Source organism: Roseburia sp. TF10-5 (genome assembly GCF_003462365.1).
GTDB lineage: Bacteria > Bacillota > Clostridia > Lachnospirales > Lachnospiraceae > Roseburia > Roseburia faecis.
Window position 1 is genome coordinate 121,472 of record NZ_QTYW01000006.1, and the last position, 19,485, is coordinate 140,956.

At 44.3% G+C, this 19,485-nt stretch carries 16 protein-coding genes; 15 read left to right on the forward strand and 1 reads right to left on the reverse strand.

Annotation, left to right across the window (positions count from 1 at the left end):
* Positions 1-325: 325 nt before the first annotated feature.
* Genes DXD06_RS08065 through DXD06_RS08105 form a run of 9 tightly spaced genes read left to right on the forward strand, consistent with a single transcriptional unit; the run spans position 326 to position 11,247 of the window.
* Complete coding sequence (locus DXD06_RS08065; RefSeq protein ID WP_022046487.1) at positions 326-790, forward strand: acyl-CoA thioesterase; 465 nt, start codon at positions 326-328, stop codon at positions 788-790.
* Complete coding sequence (locus DXD06_RS08070) at positions 787-2,574, forward strand: aminopeptidase P family protein (RefSeq protein WP_117831290.1); 1,788 nt, start codon at positions 787-789, stop codon at positions 2,572-2,574. The genes DXD06_RS08065 and DXD06_RS08070 overlap by 4 nt, the downstream gene beginning before the upstream one ends.
* A 28-nt stretch (positions 2,575-2,602) precedes the next feature.
* Entirely contained in the window at positions 2,603-5,290 is a 2,688-nt protein-coding gene (gene polA, locus DXD06_RS08075; protein WP_117831291.1) for a DNA polymerase I, read from the forward strand.
* 40 nt (positions 5,291-5,330) lie between these two features.
* Positions 5,331-5,936: a dephospho-CoA kinase gene (gene coaE, locus DXD06_RS08080; protein WP_022046484.1), complete on the forward strand. Its 606-nt coding sequence runs from the start codon at positions 5,331-5,333 to the stop codon at positions 5,934-5,936.
* The gene (locus tag DXD06_RS08085) at positions 5,929-8,013 is read left to right on the forward strand and encodes a cell division protein FtsA (protein WP_055068226.1); all 2,085 of its coding nucleotides are present in this window, start codon (positions 5,929-5,931) and stop codon (positions 8,011-8,013) included. The genes coaE and DXD06_RS08085 overlap by 8 nt, the downstream gene beginning before the upstream one ends.
* 1 nt (position 8,014) lies before the next feature.
* A complete protein-coding gene (locus DXD06_RS08090) occupies positions 8,015-8,818 on the forward strand; it encodes an MBL fold metallo-hydrolase (RefSeq protein ID WP_117831292.1) in 804 nt (267 codons plus the stop codon).
* 17 nt (positions 8,819-8,835) lie between these two features.
* Positions 8,836-9,120 (forward strand): ACT domain-containing protein, encoded by a 285-nt coding sequence (locus DXD06_RS08095; protein ID WP_022046481.1) that lies wholly within the window; start codon positions 8,836-8,838, stop codon positions 9,118-9,120.
* A gap of 19 nt (positions 9,121-9,139) precedes the next feature.
* Positions 9,140-10,504 carry a PFL family protein gene (locus DXD06_RS08100; RefSeq protein ID WP_022046480.1) on the forward strand — a complete coding sequence of 455 codons (1,365 nt, stop codon included), beginning with the start codon at positions 9,140-9,142 and terminating at the stop codon, positions 10,502-10,504.
* 38 nt (positions 10,505-10,542) lie between these two features.
* The gene (locus DXD06_RS08105) at positions 10,543-11,247 is read left to right on the forward strand and encodes an EAL domain-containing protein (RefSeq protein ID WP_022046479.1); all 705 of its coding nucleotides are present in this window, start codon (positions 10,543-10,545) and stop codon (positions 11,245-11,247) included.
* 519 nt (positions 11,248-11,766) lie between these two features.
* Here DXD06_RS08105 and DXD06_RS08110 read toward each other — a convergent pair.
* The gene (locus DXD06_RS08110; RefSeq protein ID WP_117831293.1) at positions 11,767-12,516 is read right to left on the reverse strand and encodes a helix-turn-helix domain-containing protein; all 750 of its coding nucleotides are present in this window, start codon (positions 12,514-12,516) and stop codon (positions 11,767-11,769) included.
* 384 nt (positions 12,517-12,900) lie between these two features.
* On the opposite strand from DXD06_RS08110, the gene DXD06_RS08115 reads away from it, so the two are divergent.
* From DXD06_RS08115 to DXD06_RS08140, 6 genes are all read left to right on the forward strand, one after another.
* The gene (locus DXD06_RS08115; RefSeq protein ID WP_117831294.1) at positions 12,901-14,880 is read left to right on the forward strand and encodes a fructose-1,6-bisphosphatase; all 1,980 of its coding nucleotides are present in this window, start codon (positions 12,901-12,903) and stop codon (positions 14,878-14,880) included.
* Between the two features lie 10 nt (positions 14,881-14,890).
* Positions 14,891-15,490: a hypothetical protein gene (locus DXD06_RS08120; protein ID WP_055068228.1), complete on the forward strand. Its 600-nt coding sequence runs from the start codon at positions 14,891-14,893 to the stop codon at positions 15,488-15,490.
* Between the two features lie 2 nt (positions 15,491-15,492).
* On the forward strand, positions 15,493-16,173 hold the full coding sequence (locus DXD06_RS08125) for a response regulator transcription factor (protein WP_117831295.1): 681 nt from the start codon (positions 15,493-15,495) through the stop codon (positions 16,171-16,173).
* A complete protein-coding gene (locus DXD06_RS08130) occupies positions 16,174-17,661 on the forward strand; it encodes a sensor histidine kinase (RefSeq protein WP_117831296.1) in 1,488 nt (495 codons plus the stop codon).
* A gap of 86 nt (positions 17,662-17,747) precedes the next feature.
* Positions 17,748-18,464 carry a DUF4352 domain-containing protein gene (locus DXD06_RS08135; protein ID WP_117831297.1) on the forward strand — a complete coding sequence of 239 codons (717 nt, stop codon included), beginning with the start codon at positions 17,748-17,750 and terminating at the stop codon, positions 18,462-18,464.
* A gap of 76 nt (positions 18,465-18,540) precedes the next feature.
* The gene (locus DXD06_RS08140) at positions 18,541-19,446 is read left to right on the forward strand and encodes a chemotaxis protein (protein WP_022046472.1); all 906 of its coding nucleotides are present in this window, start codon (positions 18,541-18,543) and stop codon (positions 19,444-19,446) included.
* Positions 19,447-19,485: the final 39 nt, after the last annotated feature.

Here is a 19,485-nt window from a genome sequence, read left to right on the forward strand (position 1 = left end):
GGAAATTTCCGGGGGATTTTGTGTACCATTTATCGGACACTGAATATGAGATACTGTCTTCAACCAAAAAGAACGGGAAATAAAAGAAAGGAAGAAGACAAAATATGAAGGGATATGTGGTAGAAAACGGATATATGGGATATCTGGACGGAAAGTATGTTTTATTTGCAGATGAGAGCGATTATGAAGAGGTGTATGAGGAACAGTAAACGTTACGGTTCATGCAGTGCCGGAACACCACCGGGAAACCATGAAACTTCATTGAATTTCTGGTCTGCTTGTGGCATAATATAGATGTTAAGTTTCTGTACAGGAGGTGTCTGATATGAGAAACGAGATACAGGTTGCCGGACAACAGACCGGTATAAAATTACGCCCGTATGAACATCATGCAAAATATTACGAAACGGATCAGATGGGCATCATTCATCACAGCAATTATGTGAAATGGATGGAAGAAGCGAGAATGGATCTGATGGATCAGATGGGGCTGAGCTATAAACAGATGGAAGAAATGGAAATTATCAGTCCAGTTTTATCCATTGCGGTAGAGTATCACAGTATGGTACATTTTGATGATACCGTTGTGATTCAGACGAAGCTGGTGAAATATAACGGAATTAAGATGGAAGTCGAGTATGTGATGACGGACAAGGAAACCGGAGAACTGCGGACGACGGCGAGAAGCAGCCACTGCTTTTTGAACCGTTCCGGAAAACCGATTTCCCTGAAACGTTCTTATCCAGAACTTGATACGAAATTTTTTGAGATGAAGGAGGACATGCAATGATACCGGAAAGACTTGCTGCGCTCAGACAGGAAATGGAAAAAAGGGACATTGCAGTTTATATTGTGCCAACCGCTGATTTTCATGAATCGGAGTATGTTGGAGAATATTTTAAAGCAAGAAGATTTATTACCGGATTTACCGGTTCGGCCGGAACAGCAGTGATTACACGGACTAAGGCCGGACTGTGGACAGACGGAAGATATTTTGTGCAGGCGGCAAAACAGTTAGAAGGAACAACGGTCACACTGTACCGTATGGGAGAGGAACATGTTCCTACGGTTGATGAATATGTGGAACAGACGCTGAAAGAGGGAGAAACCATCGGATTTGACGGAAGGGTTGTCAATGGAAGATGGGGTGCAAAACTGCAGCAGATCGCAGAAAAGAAACACGGAAAACTTTATGTACAGGAGGATCTGATCGGACAGATCTGGAAAGATCGTCCGCCGATGTCCAAAGAACCTGTGTGGATTCTGGATGAAGCATACAGTGGAAGAAGTACAAAAGATAAGCTTGCCGCAGTCCGTGAAAAAATGAAGGAAAAAGGTGCAGAGGTGCATTTGCTGGCTTCTTTGTATGATATTGCGTGGCTTTTGAATGTACGTGGAAATGACATCAGTTATGTACCGGTTGTTCTTTCCTACCTGGCATTGACACAGGAACAGTGCATCTGGTTCCTGCAGGAAGAAGGTGCCGATGATACCCTGCGGGAATATCTGCAGAAGAATGGAATTACCACGCGTCCGTATGAGGCATTTTATGAGTATGTAAAAACACTGGAGAATCAGACGATTCTGCTTAATCGCGCTGTGGTTAATACAAAAATATGTAATAATCTGCCGGAGTCTGCACAGATAATAGATGCAGAAGATCCGACGCTGGAGATGAAAGCTGTCAAAAATGAGACAGAGATTTCCAATACGAGAAAAGCCCATGTAAAAGATGCAGTGGCAATGTGCAGATTCATGTACTGGCTGAAGAAAAATGTGGGGAAAATTCCAATGACGGAAATTTCCGCATCGGATTATCTGGAGAGTCTCCGCAGAGAACAGGAAGGCCTGCTGGATTTGAGCTTTGATACGATCTGCGGGTATGCGGATCATGGAGCAATCGTACATTATGCAGCAACACCGGAAAGTGATGTTCCACTGAAACCGGAGGGACTTCTTCTGGTGGATTCCGGAGGACATTATCTGGAAGGTACGACAGATATTACGAGAACATTTGCACTCGGACCGGTGACAGAAGAGATGAAAGCGGATTTTACCCGTGTATGCAGATCCAATATGAATCTGGCAAATGCCCGTTTCCTGTATGGATGCAGCGGGATGAATCTTGATATTATCGCGCGTGAACCGTTCTGGGAAGCCGGACTTGACTTTAAACACGGGACCGGACACGGTGTGGGATATGTGCTCAATGTGCATGAAGGACCGAATGCATTCCGCTATAAAGGAACTGAGGATCGTCCGGGGGGAGCTGTTTTTGAAGAAGGAATGGTAACTACGGATGAACCGGGAATTTATATCGAAGGAAAATACGGAATACGTCTGGAAAACGAATTAGTATGCCAAAAAGGCGAAAAAAATGAATATGGTCAGTTTATGTATTTTGAAAATCTGACCTATGTTCCGTTTGATCTGGATGCTATCGATCCGAAACAGATGACGGAGGTTGAAAAGAAACGTCTGAATGATTACCATGCCAATGTATACAAAGTTGTTTCCCCGTATCTGCAGGGAGAGGAACTGGCATGGCTGAAGGAGGCAACACGGGCAATATAAACCGTGGCCGGGAAGGAAATGTAAAGTAATGAGTGAAAAGCTGGTGCTGATTGATGGACACAGCATATTAAACCGTGCATTTTTTGGACTGCCGGATCTGACAAATTCCGAAGGTCTGCATACCAATGCCGTGTACGGATTCTTGAATATTCTTTTTAAAATATTAGAGGAGGAACAGCCGGATTATCTGACGGTTGCATTTGATGTTCATGCACCAACTTTTCGTCATAAAATGTATGAGGCATATAAGGGAACACGAAAACCGATGGATGATGCCCTGCGGCAGCAGGTTCCGCTGATGAAAGAAATGCTTGCGGCGATGGGGGTCTGTACCATTGAGATGGAAGGATACGAAGCCGATGATCTTCTCGGTACACTTGCCGGAATGGGAGAGCGTGCCGGGATGGAAGTTTCTGTCGTATCCGGGGACCGCGATCTGTTGCAGCTTGCTACGGATCATGTCAGGATTCGTATTCCAAAGACGAAGCGTACCGGAACAGAGATTGAAGATTATCTGGCGGCAGATGTCAAAGAACGGTATCAGGTGACACCGAAGGAATTTATCGACGTAAAAGCCCTGATGGGGGATACGGCAGACAATATTCCGGGTGTGCCGGGAATTGGAGAAAAAACAGCGACTGCGCTGATCGGACAGTATGGATGCATTGAGGAAGTTCATGCACATGCGGATGTGGTAAAGCCACCGCGTGCATCCAAAAATATTGTAGAATACTGGGATCAGGCAGTGATGAGCAAAGAACTTGCAACCATCATCACAGATGTTCCGGTGGATTATGATTTTGCCAATGCAAAGATAGACGGAAAGGCTTCTCTGTATACAGAGGAAGCCTATTTGCTGTGTAAGAGACTCGAATTTAAAAATCTTTTGAACCGGTTTACCGTGGACGCACCAAAAAACCATGCGGAAGAAAGTTTTCAGATCGTAAAGGATCAGAAGACGGCAGACCGGATCTGGAAAAAAGCCGAGGGAAAAGCGGCAGGCTTTTATGTGGTGGAGCAGGGAGTACAAAACCAGCAGCTTTCCCTGTTTGATACCGCAGAGGAACAGAAATTTGCCGGGCTTGCCATTTCGTTTTCGGAAGAAGACAATTATCTTATGGTGGCTTCACAGGAACTTCCGGCAGAAAAATTAAAACAGGATCTGCTGGAACGACAGGAACTGTATGCGGCAGATTTAAAGCCGGCGCTGGCTGCTTTTGATCTGCACAATGTACCGGAAGAAATGAGAACCCGTTTTTTTGACCGTACGATTGCAGCATACCTGCTCAATCCACTCAAGGGAGCGTATCCATACGAGGATATTGCAAAAGACTATCTGGGACTGATGATTCCGTCGAGAACAGATCTGCTTGGCAAACAGATGCCGGGGGATGTCATCACGGAAAAGGAAGCGGATGTGCTCCGGTATGCCTGCTGGGAATCTTATATTACATGGAAATCAGCCGCAGTTCTTAAGGAAGGACTTAAGGAACATGGGATGGAGCAGCTGATGCGCGAAATCGAGATGCCTCTGGTGTTTGTCTTATCGGATATGGAACAGGATGGAATCTGTATCGATGCCAATGCATTAAAAGAGTATGGTCAGAAACTGTCGGTTTCCATCGGGGAACTGGAACAGAAAATTTATGAGGAAGCGGGAGAGACGTTTAACATAAATTCTCCGAAACAGCTCGGCGTGATTCTTTTCGAAAAGATGCAGCTTCCGAATGGAAAAAAGACAAAGACCGGTTTTTCGACTTCTGCAGAAGTCTTGGAAAAACTTGCTGGAGATTATCCGATTGTTGCAGATATTCTGGAATACCGGAAACTTTCCAAACTTAAATCTACCTATGCAGATGGTCTGTCAAACTTTATTGATGCAACCGGAAAAATCCATACAACGTTCCATCAGACGATCACGGCAACCGGGCGATTGAGCAGTACAGATCCGAATCTGCAGAATATCCCGATCCGGATGGAACTTGGAAAGATGATAAGAAAAGTATTTCATCCAATGCCGGGAGATTTGTTTGTCGATTCCGACTATTCACAGATTGAATTGCGGCTTTTGGCACATATGTCCGGTGATGAGCAGCTGATTGAGGCGTTCCGCGAAAATCAGGACATTCATCGAAGTACGGCATCCAAAGTATTTCATGTACCATTTGATGAAGTGACAGACTTACAGAGAAGAAATGCCAAGGCTGTAAACTTTGGAATTGTATACGGCATCAGTGCCTATGGACTGAGTCAGGATTTAAATATAGGAACCAAAGAAGCGCAGGGATTTATCGACAGCTATTTTGAAACATATCCGAGGATCAAAGAATTTCTGGACAACACCGTAGCACAGGCAAAGGAAAAGGGATATACAAGAACTTTGTTTGGACGCATCCGTCCGATTCCGGAGCTGTCATCGGGTAATTTTATGACAAGACAGTTTGGCGAGCGTGTCGCCATGAATGCCCCGATTCAGGGAACGGCGGCGGATATTATCAAAATTGCCATGATCCGGGTACATGACCGTCTGATCCGGGAACCTTTCCGTTCGCGTCTGATTTTGCAGGTACATGATGAACTGTTGATTGAGACTGCGGAGGAAGAAAAGGAAAAGGTCATTGCACTTTTGGAAGAAGAAATGCAAAAAGCAGCCGATCTGAAAGTGGAACTTGCCGTCGGTACGGCATGCGGACAGGACTGGTATGAGGCTCATTAAGAAAAATATACGAAAAGGAACAAACCCGGGAGGTGATGGAATGCGGTTTATTGGAATTACAGGAGGGGTGGGAGCAGGAAAATCTGCCATACTCGCACATCTTGCGTCAAAGCCGGGTATCAGGGTTATGCTGGCAGATGAGATTGCACATGATCTGATGCAGCCGGGGACGGAATGTTTTCAAAAGTTAAAAGAAAAATTTGCCGGGGAAGACATTTACCAGCCGGACGGATCGTTTGACCGTGCGCAGCTTGCAGCTGTCATCTTTTCCGATGACCGGAAAAGAGAAGAACTGAATGCCATTGTACATCCGGCGGTCCGGGAATATGTTCTGCAGCAGAAAGAGGCAGAGGAACGGGCTGGAAAACTTTTTCTGCTGGTTTTGGAAGCTGCACTTCTGATCGAGGAACATTATGATGAAATCTGTGATGAACTCTGGTATATTTATACTACAGAAGAAAACCGGAGAGCTCGTCTGAAGGCATCAAGAGGGTATTCCGATGCACATGTGGACCGGATTTTTGCCAGCCAGCTGAGCGAGGAGGAATACCGCAGACACTGCCGGGTGGTAATAGATAATAACGGGACACTGGAAGAAACACTGACACAGACAGAGGAAGCGCTGAGGAGAGAAGCATATGAATAACGTATTTGGTTTGGATATAGGAACCCGCAATGTGGTGGGAACGGTCGGACACCGGACAGAAGATGGAGCCTTTATTGTAGAGGCACAGTATGTCAGACAGCATGAGACACGGTCCATGCTGGATGGACAGATTCATGATATTGGAAAAGTGGCGCGTACGATTTCCGCTGTAAAAGCAGAGCTGGAGGCGCAGCTGGATGCACCGCTTTCGGAAGTGTGTATTGCAGCCGCCGGCCGTGTGTTAAAAACCGTCACTACGCATGTGGAGTATGAGTATGCGGAGGAGTCGGTCGTCACAGGAGAAGATATCCACACATTAAATCTTCTGGGGGTAGAGCAGGCACAGGATATTTTGCGGGAACAGAATGACACAAAATATAAGTTTTACTGTGTCGGATATTCGGTTGTGAAATATTATTTAAACGAAGAAGTATTTATCAGTATTGAAGGACATAAAGCAAATAAAATCGGTGAGGACATTATCGTAACATTTTTGCCGGAAGATGTTGTGGACGGGCTGTATTCCGCAGTCGGTCAGGCTAAAATGACGGTTGCCAATATGACACTGGAGCCAATTGCGGCGATCAATGTGGCAATCCCTGAAAATTTCCGGATGTTAAATATTGCGCTGGTCGATGTCGGAGCGGGAACATCAGATATTTCCATCACCAGAGAGGGAAGTATCATAGCTTATGGTATGATTCCATATGCAGGGGATGAACTGACCGAGCTGATCGTGCAGCAGTATCTGGTTGATTTTCAGACTGCAGAGAAAATGAAACTGGCATCTTCGAGTGAGGATGAAGTGACATATGAGGATATTATGAGTATTTCCCATACCATTCCATCCAAGGAGATCTGGGAGCTGGTTGCCCCGACGGTGGAGAAGATTACTTCCGAGGTGGCTGCAAAGATCAAGGAACTGAATGGGGATAAAACCGTAAGCGCCTGCTTTGTTGTCGGTGGTGGCGGAAAGATTCACGGATTTACGGAAAAACTTGCCGGGCATCTGGATCTGCCGACGGAGCGTGTGGCATTAAGAGGCGAAGAAGTGCTTAAAGAAGTGACATTTGAGCAGGAAGATATCAAAAAAGATCCGCTGCTTGTCACACCGATTGGAATCTGCCTGAATTATTATGAACAGAAAAATAATTTTATTATGGTCCGCTTCAACGGAGAACGCCTGAAACTGTATGATAATAACAGACTTACCATTGTGGATGCGGCAATGCAGGCGGGATTTCCGAATGACCAGCTGTTTCCGAAACGCGGAATGCCGATCAATTTCACCGTGAATGGAGGCGCAAGAATCGCAAGAGGAGAGGCTGGGGAGGCCGCCATAGTGACGATGAATGGCCAACCGGCAAATATCAACACACCGCTGGAGCCAAATTCCGATATTACGATTGAGCCATCAACGGCAGGAGATAATGCGGTGTATACCATCGGACAGCTTCCGGAGTATCACGAGTCCGTGATTTCGTTTGTGATCAATGGACAGAACGTGGTATGTCCGAAATTTGTCGAGGTAAACGGAAGCCTTGAACCGGATTCCTATGAAATTCAGGAGGGAGATTCCATCGAGACCCGGAATTTTTATACCGTTGCACAGATTGCAGAATTTATGGACGTGGAAATTGACCCGGACAGTGAAATTCTGGTCAATAACAGGGAAGCGGGGATGGAGACCCTGGTATACGAAAATTTCTCCATTGACTGGACACCGTTAAGCTTCGGGGTTGCGTCAGAGAGTGAGAATCGGTATAATGCAACAGAGGGGGTTACAGATTCCGCGGAAATATCGCGGGAAGAAATGACTCCGGAAACCTCCGGGGAGGCCAAGGCGGCTGAGTCGGAGAAAAAAGATACGGTCTGTGTTGTCACGGTAAATGGCGAGACGGTGGAACTTACGGGAAAAGAAGATTACATATTTGTGGATGTTTTTGACCGGATCACGTTTGATCTCAACGCCGGAAACGGACGTGCAATTGCAACGCTTGTAAATGGCATGGAAGCTGAATTTTCCCAGCCGCTTAATAATGGAGACCGGGTAGAAATTTACTGGAAAGAGAAATAGTATGTTAGAATTATGCAGTATTGCAAGTGGCAGCAGTGGAAACTGTATCTGTGTAGGCTCGGACAACCACCATGTGTTAATTGATGCGGGGATCAGCGGAAAGCGGATTGAGAATGGATTAAACGAGGTAGATTTAAAGAGTCAGGATATGGATGGGATTCTGGTTACACATGAACATCTGGATCATATCGCGGGACTTGGTGTTATGGCAAGAAGATATGGGCTGCCGATGTATGCGACGGCAGGAACCATTGAAGCCATTAAGAACACGCCGTCTGTGGGAAAGATCGACCCGGAATTATTTCATGAAATTGTTCCGCAGGAAGATTTTGTAATCGGAGACCTGACGATTACCCCGATCCATATCTCACATGATGCGGCGGATCCTGTGGCATACCGGATAAAAAAAGGAAACCGTACCTTTGCGGTAGTAACCGATCTGGGAAATTATGATGATGAGATTGTGCAGCAGCTGCAGGGACTTGATACTTTGCTGCTGGAGGCAAATCATGATATTCATATGCTTGAAACGGGCGTATACCCTTATCCGCTGAAACGCAGGATTATGGGAAACAGGGGACATCTGTCGAATGAGCGGAGCGGCCAGCTGCTCTGTGAACTTCTTCATGATAAATTCGGCACAGTGGTACTGGGCCATTTAAGCAAGGAAAATAATTACGAGGAACTGGCGTATGAAGCAGTGCGTCTGGAAGTTACGATGGGGGATAATCCGTACAAAGCGGATGATTTCCCGATGTATGTGGCAAAAAGAAATGCGGTTTCGCCTGTAATTCGTGCAGAGTAAAAAGGAGAGTTTATATTATGGAAAAAACAATGGACAAAGCAATCATTACAGTAGTAGGAAAAGATACCGTCGGTATTATTGCAAAGGTATGTACTTATCTTGCTGACAACGGCGTAAACGTGCTTGATATTTCACAGACGATTGTTTCTGGATTTTTTAATATGATGATGATTGTGGATATGGCAGATGCAAAGAAGCACTTTGCAGAGATTTCCGGAGAAATGGATGCATTGGGAGAAAAAATAGGCGTTTCAATCAAATGCCAGCGCGAAGAAATTTTTGAAAAAATGCATCGTATCTAAAACATGGAGGAAGCAAAGAATGATTAACAGCTGGGAAGTACAGGAAACCAACGAAATGATCGAGAAGGAGAATCTGGATGTGAGAACCATCACACTCGGGATCAGTCTTCTTGACTGTATTGATTCGGATCTGGATCGTCTGAATCAGAATATTTACAACAAGATTACAACCGTGGCAAAAGATCTGGTAGCGACCGGAGAAAAGATTGAAAAAAGTTATTCCATTCCAATCGTAAATAAGAGAATTTCTGTGACACCAATTGCGCTGGTGGGCGGTTCGGCTTGTAAGACACCGGAGGATTTTGCTACAATCGCCGCAACTATGGATCGTGCAGCAAAGACGGTCGGCGTCAATCTGATCGGCGGATATTCCGCACTGGTATCTAAAGGAATGACGAAAGCGGATGAACTTCTGATCCGTTCTATTCCACAGGCACTGCACAGTACTGAACGTGTATGCAGTTCCGTAAACCTGGCATCCACCAAGACGGGAATTAACATGGACGCAGTACGGCTTATGGGCGAGATTATTCTTCAGACGGCAGAAATTTCAAAGGACAACGATTCTGCAGACTGCATGAAGCTGGTGGTCTTTTGCAATGCACCGGACGATAATCCGTTTATGGCAGGAGCTTTCCACGGAGTGACCGAGGCAGATGCGATCATCAATGTCGGAGTCAGCGGACCGGGTGTTGTAAAAAATGCGCTGGAAAAAGTACGCGGAGAGAATTTTGAGGTTCTCTGTGAGACGATCAAAAAGACGGCATTTAAGGTTACCCGTGTCGGCCAGCTGGTGGCACAGGAGGCATCTAAGATGTTAAACATTCCGTTTGGTATCGTGGATCTTTCCCTGGCACCGACTCCGGCAATCGGAGACAGTGTTGCGGATATTCTCTGTGAGTGCGGTCTGGAGTATGCAGGTGCACCGGGAACCACTGCAGCACTTGCCATGCTCAATGATCAGGTAAAGAAGGGCGGCGTGATGGCTTCTTCTTATGTGGGTGGTTTAAGTGGTGCTTTTATTCCGGTCAGCGAGGATCAGGGGATGATCAACGCGGTAGAGGCAGGCGCAATTTCCCTTGAAAAATTAGAGGCAATGACCTGTGTATGTTCGGTAGGCCTGGATATGATCGCCATCCCGGGAGATACAAAGGCAACAACCATTTCCGGAATGATTGCAGACGAGATGGCAATCGGAATGGTGAACCAGAAGACAACCGCTGCACGTCTGATTCCGGCTGTGGGAAAAGGTGTGGGAGACAGAGTGGAATTTGGAGGATTGTTTGGATATGCCCCGGTTATGCCGGTAAACAAATACTCCTGTGATGACTTTATCAACCGTACAGGACGTATTCCGGCTCCGATCCATTCTTTTAAAAATTAGTAGATAAAAAACAGAAGTAAAAAATTTGGAGCAGATTTATGATAGCATATGAAAAATTACCGCTGGACAATGAAGTGAAGGCAGCTTTAGAAGGACTTGAGATTGAATATGTGTTCCAGCCGATCTTTTATAAAGATTGTGTGAGAATATATGCATATGAAGCGTTGATGAGACCAAAGAAGATGACGGTGGGGCAGCTGATTGATGAATTTGCCAGGGATGAGAAACTGCATATACTGGAAGTTGCCACTTTTTTTGGTGCAACACAGGCGTATATTGAGCGGGGATATCAGGAATATCTCTGTATCAATTCTTTCCCATCGGAAAGTTTTACGGAGAATGAGGCAGAAGCATTTGATACTTATTTTGGAAACCAGAAAGGAAAAAGGATCATTGAGATTTTAGAGTATCCGAAAGTTTCCCTGCGCGAGTGGGTCAGAAAAAGTGAGATGGTCCAGAATAAGCACTGGAAGGTATCGCTGGATGATTTTGGCATGGGTGAAAACAATATGAATGCTGTATATCTGTATACACCGGATATCGTAAAACTGGACCGCTCCCTGATCTGTGGAATTGACAACGATGCCAGAAAACAGGAGAACGTCCGTACATATCTGGAAAGTTTCCATGAAAGAGGAATGCAGGTGCTTGCGGAAGGTGTGGAGACAAGAGAAGAGTGTGATTTTTTACGGTCTTTGGGAGTGGATCTGTTTCAGGGATACTATCTGGCTATGCCGGCATAAATACAAAAAGAGAGCGTGCGAAAGCACGTTCTTTTTTAAAAAAATAAATTATCTGAAAAAATATAATAAAACAGACAATTATGAGAAATGTAAAGGAAAAATAAAAAGAAATAAAAAAACAGGTTGACATAATGTAAAATGCGTGTTATATTTAAGACAACAAAAAACAAGCAGCCATCACGAAGGGTGACGAGAAAGCCCTGGACGTGAAATCTAATGTAAGGAGGTACAGTCCAAAGGGAACATAAGCCATTGGCAGGGAGCAACCAAACACAGGTCATCAGGCTTCACTTGATGAAAGAATAAACATTCGGGAATGGAAACCAGTGACAGAGTACAAAAGAGAGCGGACAAAGAGGAACGGATAAAAGGTGATTTGTCCAGAACGTCATTTCGGTAAACAAAAGAAGAATGGATATAGAACAAAAGATGAAGTGAGGAGCAGTCCAATGGAGTGTGAAAATCATTAGGCGTCATCAGAAGTATCTGATGGCGCCTTTTGTTGTGCATGAATAAGAATTATCCACGGGTTTTGGAAATAACGTGACCAAAGATAATCCAGTGGGACATCTCCGATGCGTTATTACTGTCGATATAAAACGTCTGTCCGTAATAGGTGAGAGGTTCTAAGCGCCAGGGATCTGTCTGGCGAAGGCGGCGGATGTAAAGAAGACCGGTCACTTTGTTAATAAAAATACCGGTGTCGCCATCACGTATGGGATCCCGAGCGATTAATAAAATATCATTTGCATGATAGACAGGGGACATATGATCACTTGTGACAAGAAGTGCACAATCAATCTGGTTTCCATAGCGTTTGCGGTATCCGGAAATATTGATTTTTTCGAGAGAACAGGAATCATACACCATTCCATCGTGCATGTTTCCACTTGGAATGATCATAGTGGTATAGTCCTCGCGGGAAACCGATGGAACCGTTTCCAGATTTCTGGAAAAATCGAATTCAAACTGTACAAGGGATTCAATAAAATGTAACTGTGTAGGCGAAAGACTGCGCATGCGGTCATAGGTCTGGAATAAATCAGAGGATTCGCCACATAATTCATAGAACATCTTTCCGGTAAGCTGGCTGAGCTTATATACGTTATAGACATCGACTTTTCCGGTATCCCCATTGGCAAGTCTTTTGTACGAGGAAAGGGACATATCCAGTGCTTTTGCCATATCCTGCTGTGAATAGCCGAGTTTAAAGCGCTCTCTTTCCAGATTTGTTCCAAGATTTCTGGATAATTGTTCGCGTGTCAGCATGAACCATCACCTCCGAATGAAATATCAAATTTATTATAATAATAAACGTTAAAAAGGTCAAATGACATATCGCGTTTCCGGATAAGGACCATTTCTGACCCCTGACCGACAAAAGTCGCCGGAAATATAAAAAAATTTAGCCCCGAATTGAGAAAATAGGAAAGATATAATCAATATGTAAATAAAAAGTCAAATTCAGTCAAAATAAAAAGAAAGGGGAAAAACGAAAGGTATAGGATAAATACATAAAAGGGAACTGATGCGTCCGGCATACAGTTCTTTTTTTGTTTTTTATGTGAACGAGTGCACAAAAGCAGGAAATTATGGTAAACTGTTTCATAGGAATAATGAGCGGATGTATGCTCATGAAAAGGGGTATTATAAGTGGAAAAACAACGGTTACATTATTATGAACAGCTTGCAGAACTGTATCCGACGATTGGAAAAGCATCTACGGAAATTATCAATCTGCAGTCTATTTTATATCTGCCAAAAGGCACGGAACATTTTTTGTCGGATATACATGGGGAATTTAAAGCGTTTTCCCACGTATTGAGAAACGGGTCTGGAGCCGTCCGCAAAAAGATTGATGACGTATTCGGGCATACGTTAAGTACGGCAGATAAGATGTCTCTGGCAACACTGATTTATTATCCACAGAAAAAAATCGAGCTGGTGCGTCAGACCGAGGACGATATCGAGAACTGGTATAAGATCACACTGTACCGGCTGATCGAGGTGTGTAAGACAGTATCTTCCAAATACACCAGATCCAAAGTGCGCAAGGCGCTGCCGGAGGATTATGCGTATGTAATCGAGGAACTGATTACGGAAAAGCAGGAGGTTTTGAATAAAGAGGCCTATTACGAGGCAATTATCAACACCATTCTGGAACTTGGGCAGGCAGATAATTTTATTGTGGCACTGGCGGAACTGGTGCAGAGGCTGGTCATTGATCATCTGCATATTCTCGGGGATGTGTATGACCGCGGTCCGTCACCGGACCGGATTATGGATCAGCTGGAACAATATCATTCGTTTGATATCCAGTGGGGGAATCACGATATGGTATGGATGGGGGCAGCAGCCGGGCAGCTTGCCTGCATTGCATCTGTAATCCGGACAAGTATCCGGTATGGGAATCTGGATCTGATTGAGGATGGTTATGGCATCAATATGGTTCCGCTTGCAACATTTGCCATGGATGCTTACCGCGATGATCCGTGCAGACAGTTTATACTGAAAGATTCCACGGATGAGGAACGCAGCAAGAAAGAAACGCTGATGAACCGGAAAATGCATAAGGCAATTGCCATCATAAGGTTTAAACTGGAAGGACAGCTGATCCACAAATGGCCGGAGTATGGTATGGAAAACCGCTGTCTGCTGCACCGTATTAATTACGAGAACAAAACAGTGGAAATTGATGGAAAAACCTATGACATGCTGGATACCAGTTTTCCTACCATTGATCCGGAACATCCGTATGATCTGACACCTGAGGAACAGGAAGTCATGAACCGGCTGCGCACCTCGTTTATACACTGTGAGAAACTGCAGCGCCATGTGCGGCTTCTGCTAAAACGGGGCAGCATGTATAAAGTCTACAACGGAAATCTGCTTTATCATGGATGTGTGCCGCTGAATCCGGATGGGACATTTAAGAAGGTAAATGTATATGGCAGGGAATACAGTGGAAAAGCACTCTATGATGTGCTGGAATCCTATGTCCGCAAGGCATTTTTCTCTCTGGATGAAAAAGAAAGGGAAAAAGGAAGGGATATCATGTGGTATATCTGGACGGCACCGGATTCTCCTTTGTACGGACGGAGTAAGATGGCAACGTTTGAGCGGTATTTTCTTGCGGACAAGTCCATGCATCATGAGAGTAAGAATGCGTATTATCATTTGTTTGACAAAGAGGAAACGGCAGATAATATACTTAAAGAATTCGGGCTGACGGGGGATTTTGTGCATATCATCAATGGACATGTCCCGGTAGAGCGCATTGCCGGCGAAAATCCGGTCAAGTGTAATGGAAAACTGATCCTGATCGACGGTGGATTTTCAAAAACATACCGGAGAAAAACGGGAATTGCAGGATATACACTGACGTACAATTCTTATGGACTGACGCTTTCTGCCCATGAACCGTTTGACTGGTCAAACGAGGCGGTAAGAGATGAACTGGATATTGTATCGCATCAGGAAGCAGTGGAATACCGGGATAAACGTATTCTGGTGGGTGATACAGACGTTGGTAAGCGCATGATGATCCGCATTGAGGAACTGAAAAAACTGATTCAGGCATATCAGGACGGCGAAATCGCCGAACGGGATGCCAGCAGTGCTTATAAATGGTAGAGGATAAGTTATGTATCAGGTAGAAGGCTACGCATTTGAAACAAAAGAACAGGAACATACAGCAAAACATGAGGTAGAGATCATCGGGTATATCCGGAAAAATACGAGAATGGATGATCCGGATATTGTGCTGGCGTTATATAACAAACTGGTGTTAAAAGAAATTTTTGTCACGCCGGTCGGATATGATTTTTTGCACAGGCTTCAGGAATATCTGTATACCATTCCCTATATCCGGAGAGAAGATATTCTTCCGATCACGGTGTATGAACCAGAAGGAATGGTTTCGAAAGAAAAAAGAAGCAAAGAGGAAATAAAGCAGAAGAAAAAAAGACAGAAAAACAAAGAGCATGTGGTCAGTAAAAACCGCCGGAAGAAGAACCGGGATTATCAGAAACTGTTTCACATCAGTACATTTTTCGCAGTTGTTTTTGCACTTGGCATCATTGGGATGCTTGTGATTACGTGGCTCAGCGAAGATAATGTGACGATTTTAAACTATGAAAATAAGGTGATTGATAAATACGAAATCTGGGAAAAACAGCTGGATGAACGGGAAAGCCAGCTTGAGGAGAGGGAATTGAGACTGACGGAACAGGAGGCAGAATAGAGATGGAAAAAGTGAAGATCCTTGTGGTAGATGATGAGAGCCGGATGAGGAAGCTGGTGCGGGATTTTTTGACCCGGCAGAACTATGAAGTCTTAGAAGCAGCAGATGGAGAGGAAGCACTGGATATTTTTTATAAAGACAAAGCGATCGCTTTGCTGATTCTGGATGTGATGATGCCAAAGATGAACGGCTGGGAAGTCTGCAGGGAAATCCGTCAGACATCCAAAGTCCCGATCATCATGCTCACGGCCAAAAGTGATGAGAGTGATGAACTTATGGGATTTGACCTTGGAGTTGATGAATATATAACCAAACCGTTTTCACCGAAAATTCTTGTGGCACGTGTCGAAGCGATTCTGCGCCGGACGAATAAGATCGGTGATGCGGCCGATTTTAAGACGGCAGGAGAGATTATTCTGGATAAGACAGCACACGAGGTGAAAATTTCGGGAAATCCGGTAGAACTCAGTTTCAAGGAGTTTGAACTGCTGGAATATTTTATGAATAATCAGGGGATTGCCCTCTCGAGGGAACGCATTTTAAACAGTGTGTGGAATTATGACTATTTTGGGGATGCACGGACGATTGATACACATGTAAAAAAACTGAGAAATAAACTCGGGGCATGTGGAAGTTATATAAAAACCGTATGGGGAATGGGTTACAAGTTTGAGGTGTCCTAAATGGAAAAGAAACAAAAGACTTCCCTGACGTGGCAGCTGATTTTGACGATGGTTGTCATTGTTGCGGGAACGGTTGCGATGTGCTGGTTTTTTAATACCACTTTTTTGGAAAAATATTATATTTTTCATAAGGAAAAAGAGTTAAAGAGCAGTTTTGACCAGGTAAGGCTGATTTGTGAAAAGCAGGGGGATTCCAGTGATGATGCGTATGTGCAGTTCGAGAGAATCTGTGCAAACGGAAATATCAATATGCTTATTGCAGATCAGGACAGAAACCTGATATGGAGTTCCTACAGCAGTGCACAGCGTTTTCAGATGCAGATGGAGGATTGGCTGTATGGAAGTGACCGCAGCCGTGTGCAGGTGCTTTCATCCGGAAAGGATTATACGCTGCTTCGGCAGACCGATGAACGGCTGCAGTCGGAGTATCTGGTTCTTCTGGGAACTTTAAAAAATGGAAACAATCTTTACATGCGTGCGGCGGTGGAAAGCATTCGGGAAAGTGCGAGCATAACAAACCAGTTTTTTGTAATGGTGAGCATGGGAGCCATCATCTTAAGCGTGATTCTGATCATCGTTCTCTCGAAAGGGATTTCCCATCCGATCCATGCCTTATCCGATATCGCAAGAAGGATGACACAGCTGGATTTTGATGCAAAGTATATACCGGTACGTCATGTGAGCCGGGAAATTGATGAACTTGGAAATTCCATGAATGAATTGTCGGAGACACTGGAAGAGACGATTTCGGAACTAAAGACAGCAAACGTCAGCCTGCAGCAGGATATCGAGAAAAAAGAACAGATCGATGAAATGAGAAAAGAATTTCTTTCGAATGTTTCACACGAGCTGAAAACACCGTTGGCACTCATACAGGGATATGCGGAAGGATTAAAAGAATGCATCAATGATGATGCAGAGAGCCGTGATTTTTACTGTGATGTGATTATGGATGAATCGGAAAAGATGAATCATATGGTAAAGCAGCTGCTGACCCTCAATCAGCTGGAGTTTGGCAATGATACCGTGGAAATGACACGGTTTGATATCACGGAGCTGATTGACGGTGTGATCCAGTCTGCATCCATTATGGCGGCACAAAAACAGGTGAATATCGAATTTTACAGGGAAGGTCCGGTATATGTCTGGGGGGATGAGTTTAAGGTGGAAGAGGTGATTACGAATTTCCTGACCAATGCCATGAACCATGCGGCAGGAGAAAAAAAGATTACCATTCGTTTTCAAAAACATGACCATCTGGTACGTACGAGTGTGTTTAATACCGGTGACCCGATTCCCGAAGAGGATCTTGACAAGATCTGGGTGAAATTCTATAAAGTAGACAAAGCAAGAACACGTGAATATGGTGGAAGCGGAATCGGATTGTCCATTGTCAAGGCAATCATGGATTCTTTTCATCAGAAATGCGGTGCAGTCAATCACCCGGACGGTGTGGAGTTTTGGATGGAATTGGAGACCAATAATTAATGCAAAGAAAAGATTGTCTTATTTTTCAGAATATGATACCATAAAACATAGATTATAGGGCAAAAGTGACAAGAGGGTAAAAGAGCATGAAAAAGAAAATAAGTCTGCCTGTGATGGCAGTGGCAGCAATACTCCTGTTGGGAGGCTGTGGAACCCAGATGTATGATTTGTCAGAGGACGAAGAAAATCTGGTCGTGCAGTATTCGGCGCATATTCTTGCAAAGTATAATATTGAGCAGAAAGACGGAATGACAGCCGCTTCATCCGAAGAGACACAGGAAACACAAAAACAGGACAGCCAGATGCCGGAGAGCCAGAATACCCAGAGTACGGACAACAACATGGCGTCAGATGCCATGGGAGAAACCCAGACACAGGAGATGGAGACGATGCCGATCGCCGAGGCAATCGGACATGCATCGGGTCTGACCGTTTCTTACAAAGGATACAGGGTTCAGAATATCTATCAGGAGGGAGACTATTTTGCAGTAACTCCTGAGGATGGAAACAAACTTGTTGTGATGAAGTTTGAAATTAAAAATAAGGGAAAGAAAAAGGTCAGGCTGGATACAGAAAAACTCGGTATTACATTTTATGCATGTTTTGACGGAAAAAACAGGATAAAGGAGACTGCTTCGCTCGGAACCAGAAGTCTTTCCTCTTATGGGGAAACCATCAGGGGCGGAAAGAAGAAAACAGCGGTTTTACTGTTTCAGATTCCGAAAGACCAGGCTGATAAAATTTCGGGTGAGACACTGTATGCAGAAATAAAAGATACAATTTATTCTCTGAAATACAAATAAATGCCCCCAAATTTTACAAAATATGATATAATAAACATAAGGGGTTACCAATACAGAAAAGTACGGGAGGACGTATATGGATACAAATATTCTGTTAGAGTCAGGGACGAACGAATTAGAAATTTTAGAGTTTACATTAGGAGATAATCATTACGGAATCAATGTGGCAAAGATCAGGGAGATTTTGTCATACCAGAAGGTTACTCCTGTACCGAATACACATCCGAGTGTAGAAGGCATTTTTATGCCGCGCGAGGTGATGATTACGGTCATCAATCTAAAAAAGTGTCTTGGCATGGAGGATGATGGACAGGAAGGTCTGTTTATTATCACGAATTTTAATAAACTTGATGTGGCATTTCATGTGGATCAGGTGGTAGGAATTCACCGTGTATCATGGAATGAGATCATCAAACCGGATTCTACGATTAATGGAGAAGACGGAAGTGTTGCAACTGGTGTGATCAAGATGGACGGAAAACTGGTTGTTATTCTTGACTTTGAGGCAATTGTATCATCCATCAGTCCGGAAACCGGTCTCAGGGTCAATGATATTGAACAGATTGGGGAGAGAAGCCGGAGCGAGGATCCAATTCTGATTGCAGAGGATTCTCCGTTGCTGAGCAGTCTGATTACGGACTGCCTGAAAAAAGCAGGATACGAAAAACTGATTGTTACATGTAATGGACAGGAAGCATGGGACAAGATTCAGGAATTTGAAAAGGCGGGGACATTGGACGAGAACGTTCATTGTGTCATTACCGATATTGAAATGCCCCAGATGGACGGACATCGTCTTACGAAGCTGATCAAATCAGATGACAAACTGAAACATCTTCCGGTTATCATTTTCTCCTCTCTTGTAAATGAGGAAATGAGAAGAAAAGGGGAGTCGCTTGGTGCAGATGCACAGCTGACCAAACCTGAAATCGGAAGTCTTGTAGATGCCATTGATGAATTACTTGCAAAGAGAAACAAATAAATTCCGGCAAAACAGTAAGGGGTGTGATGGCTTCATCAC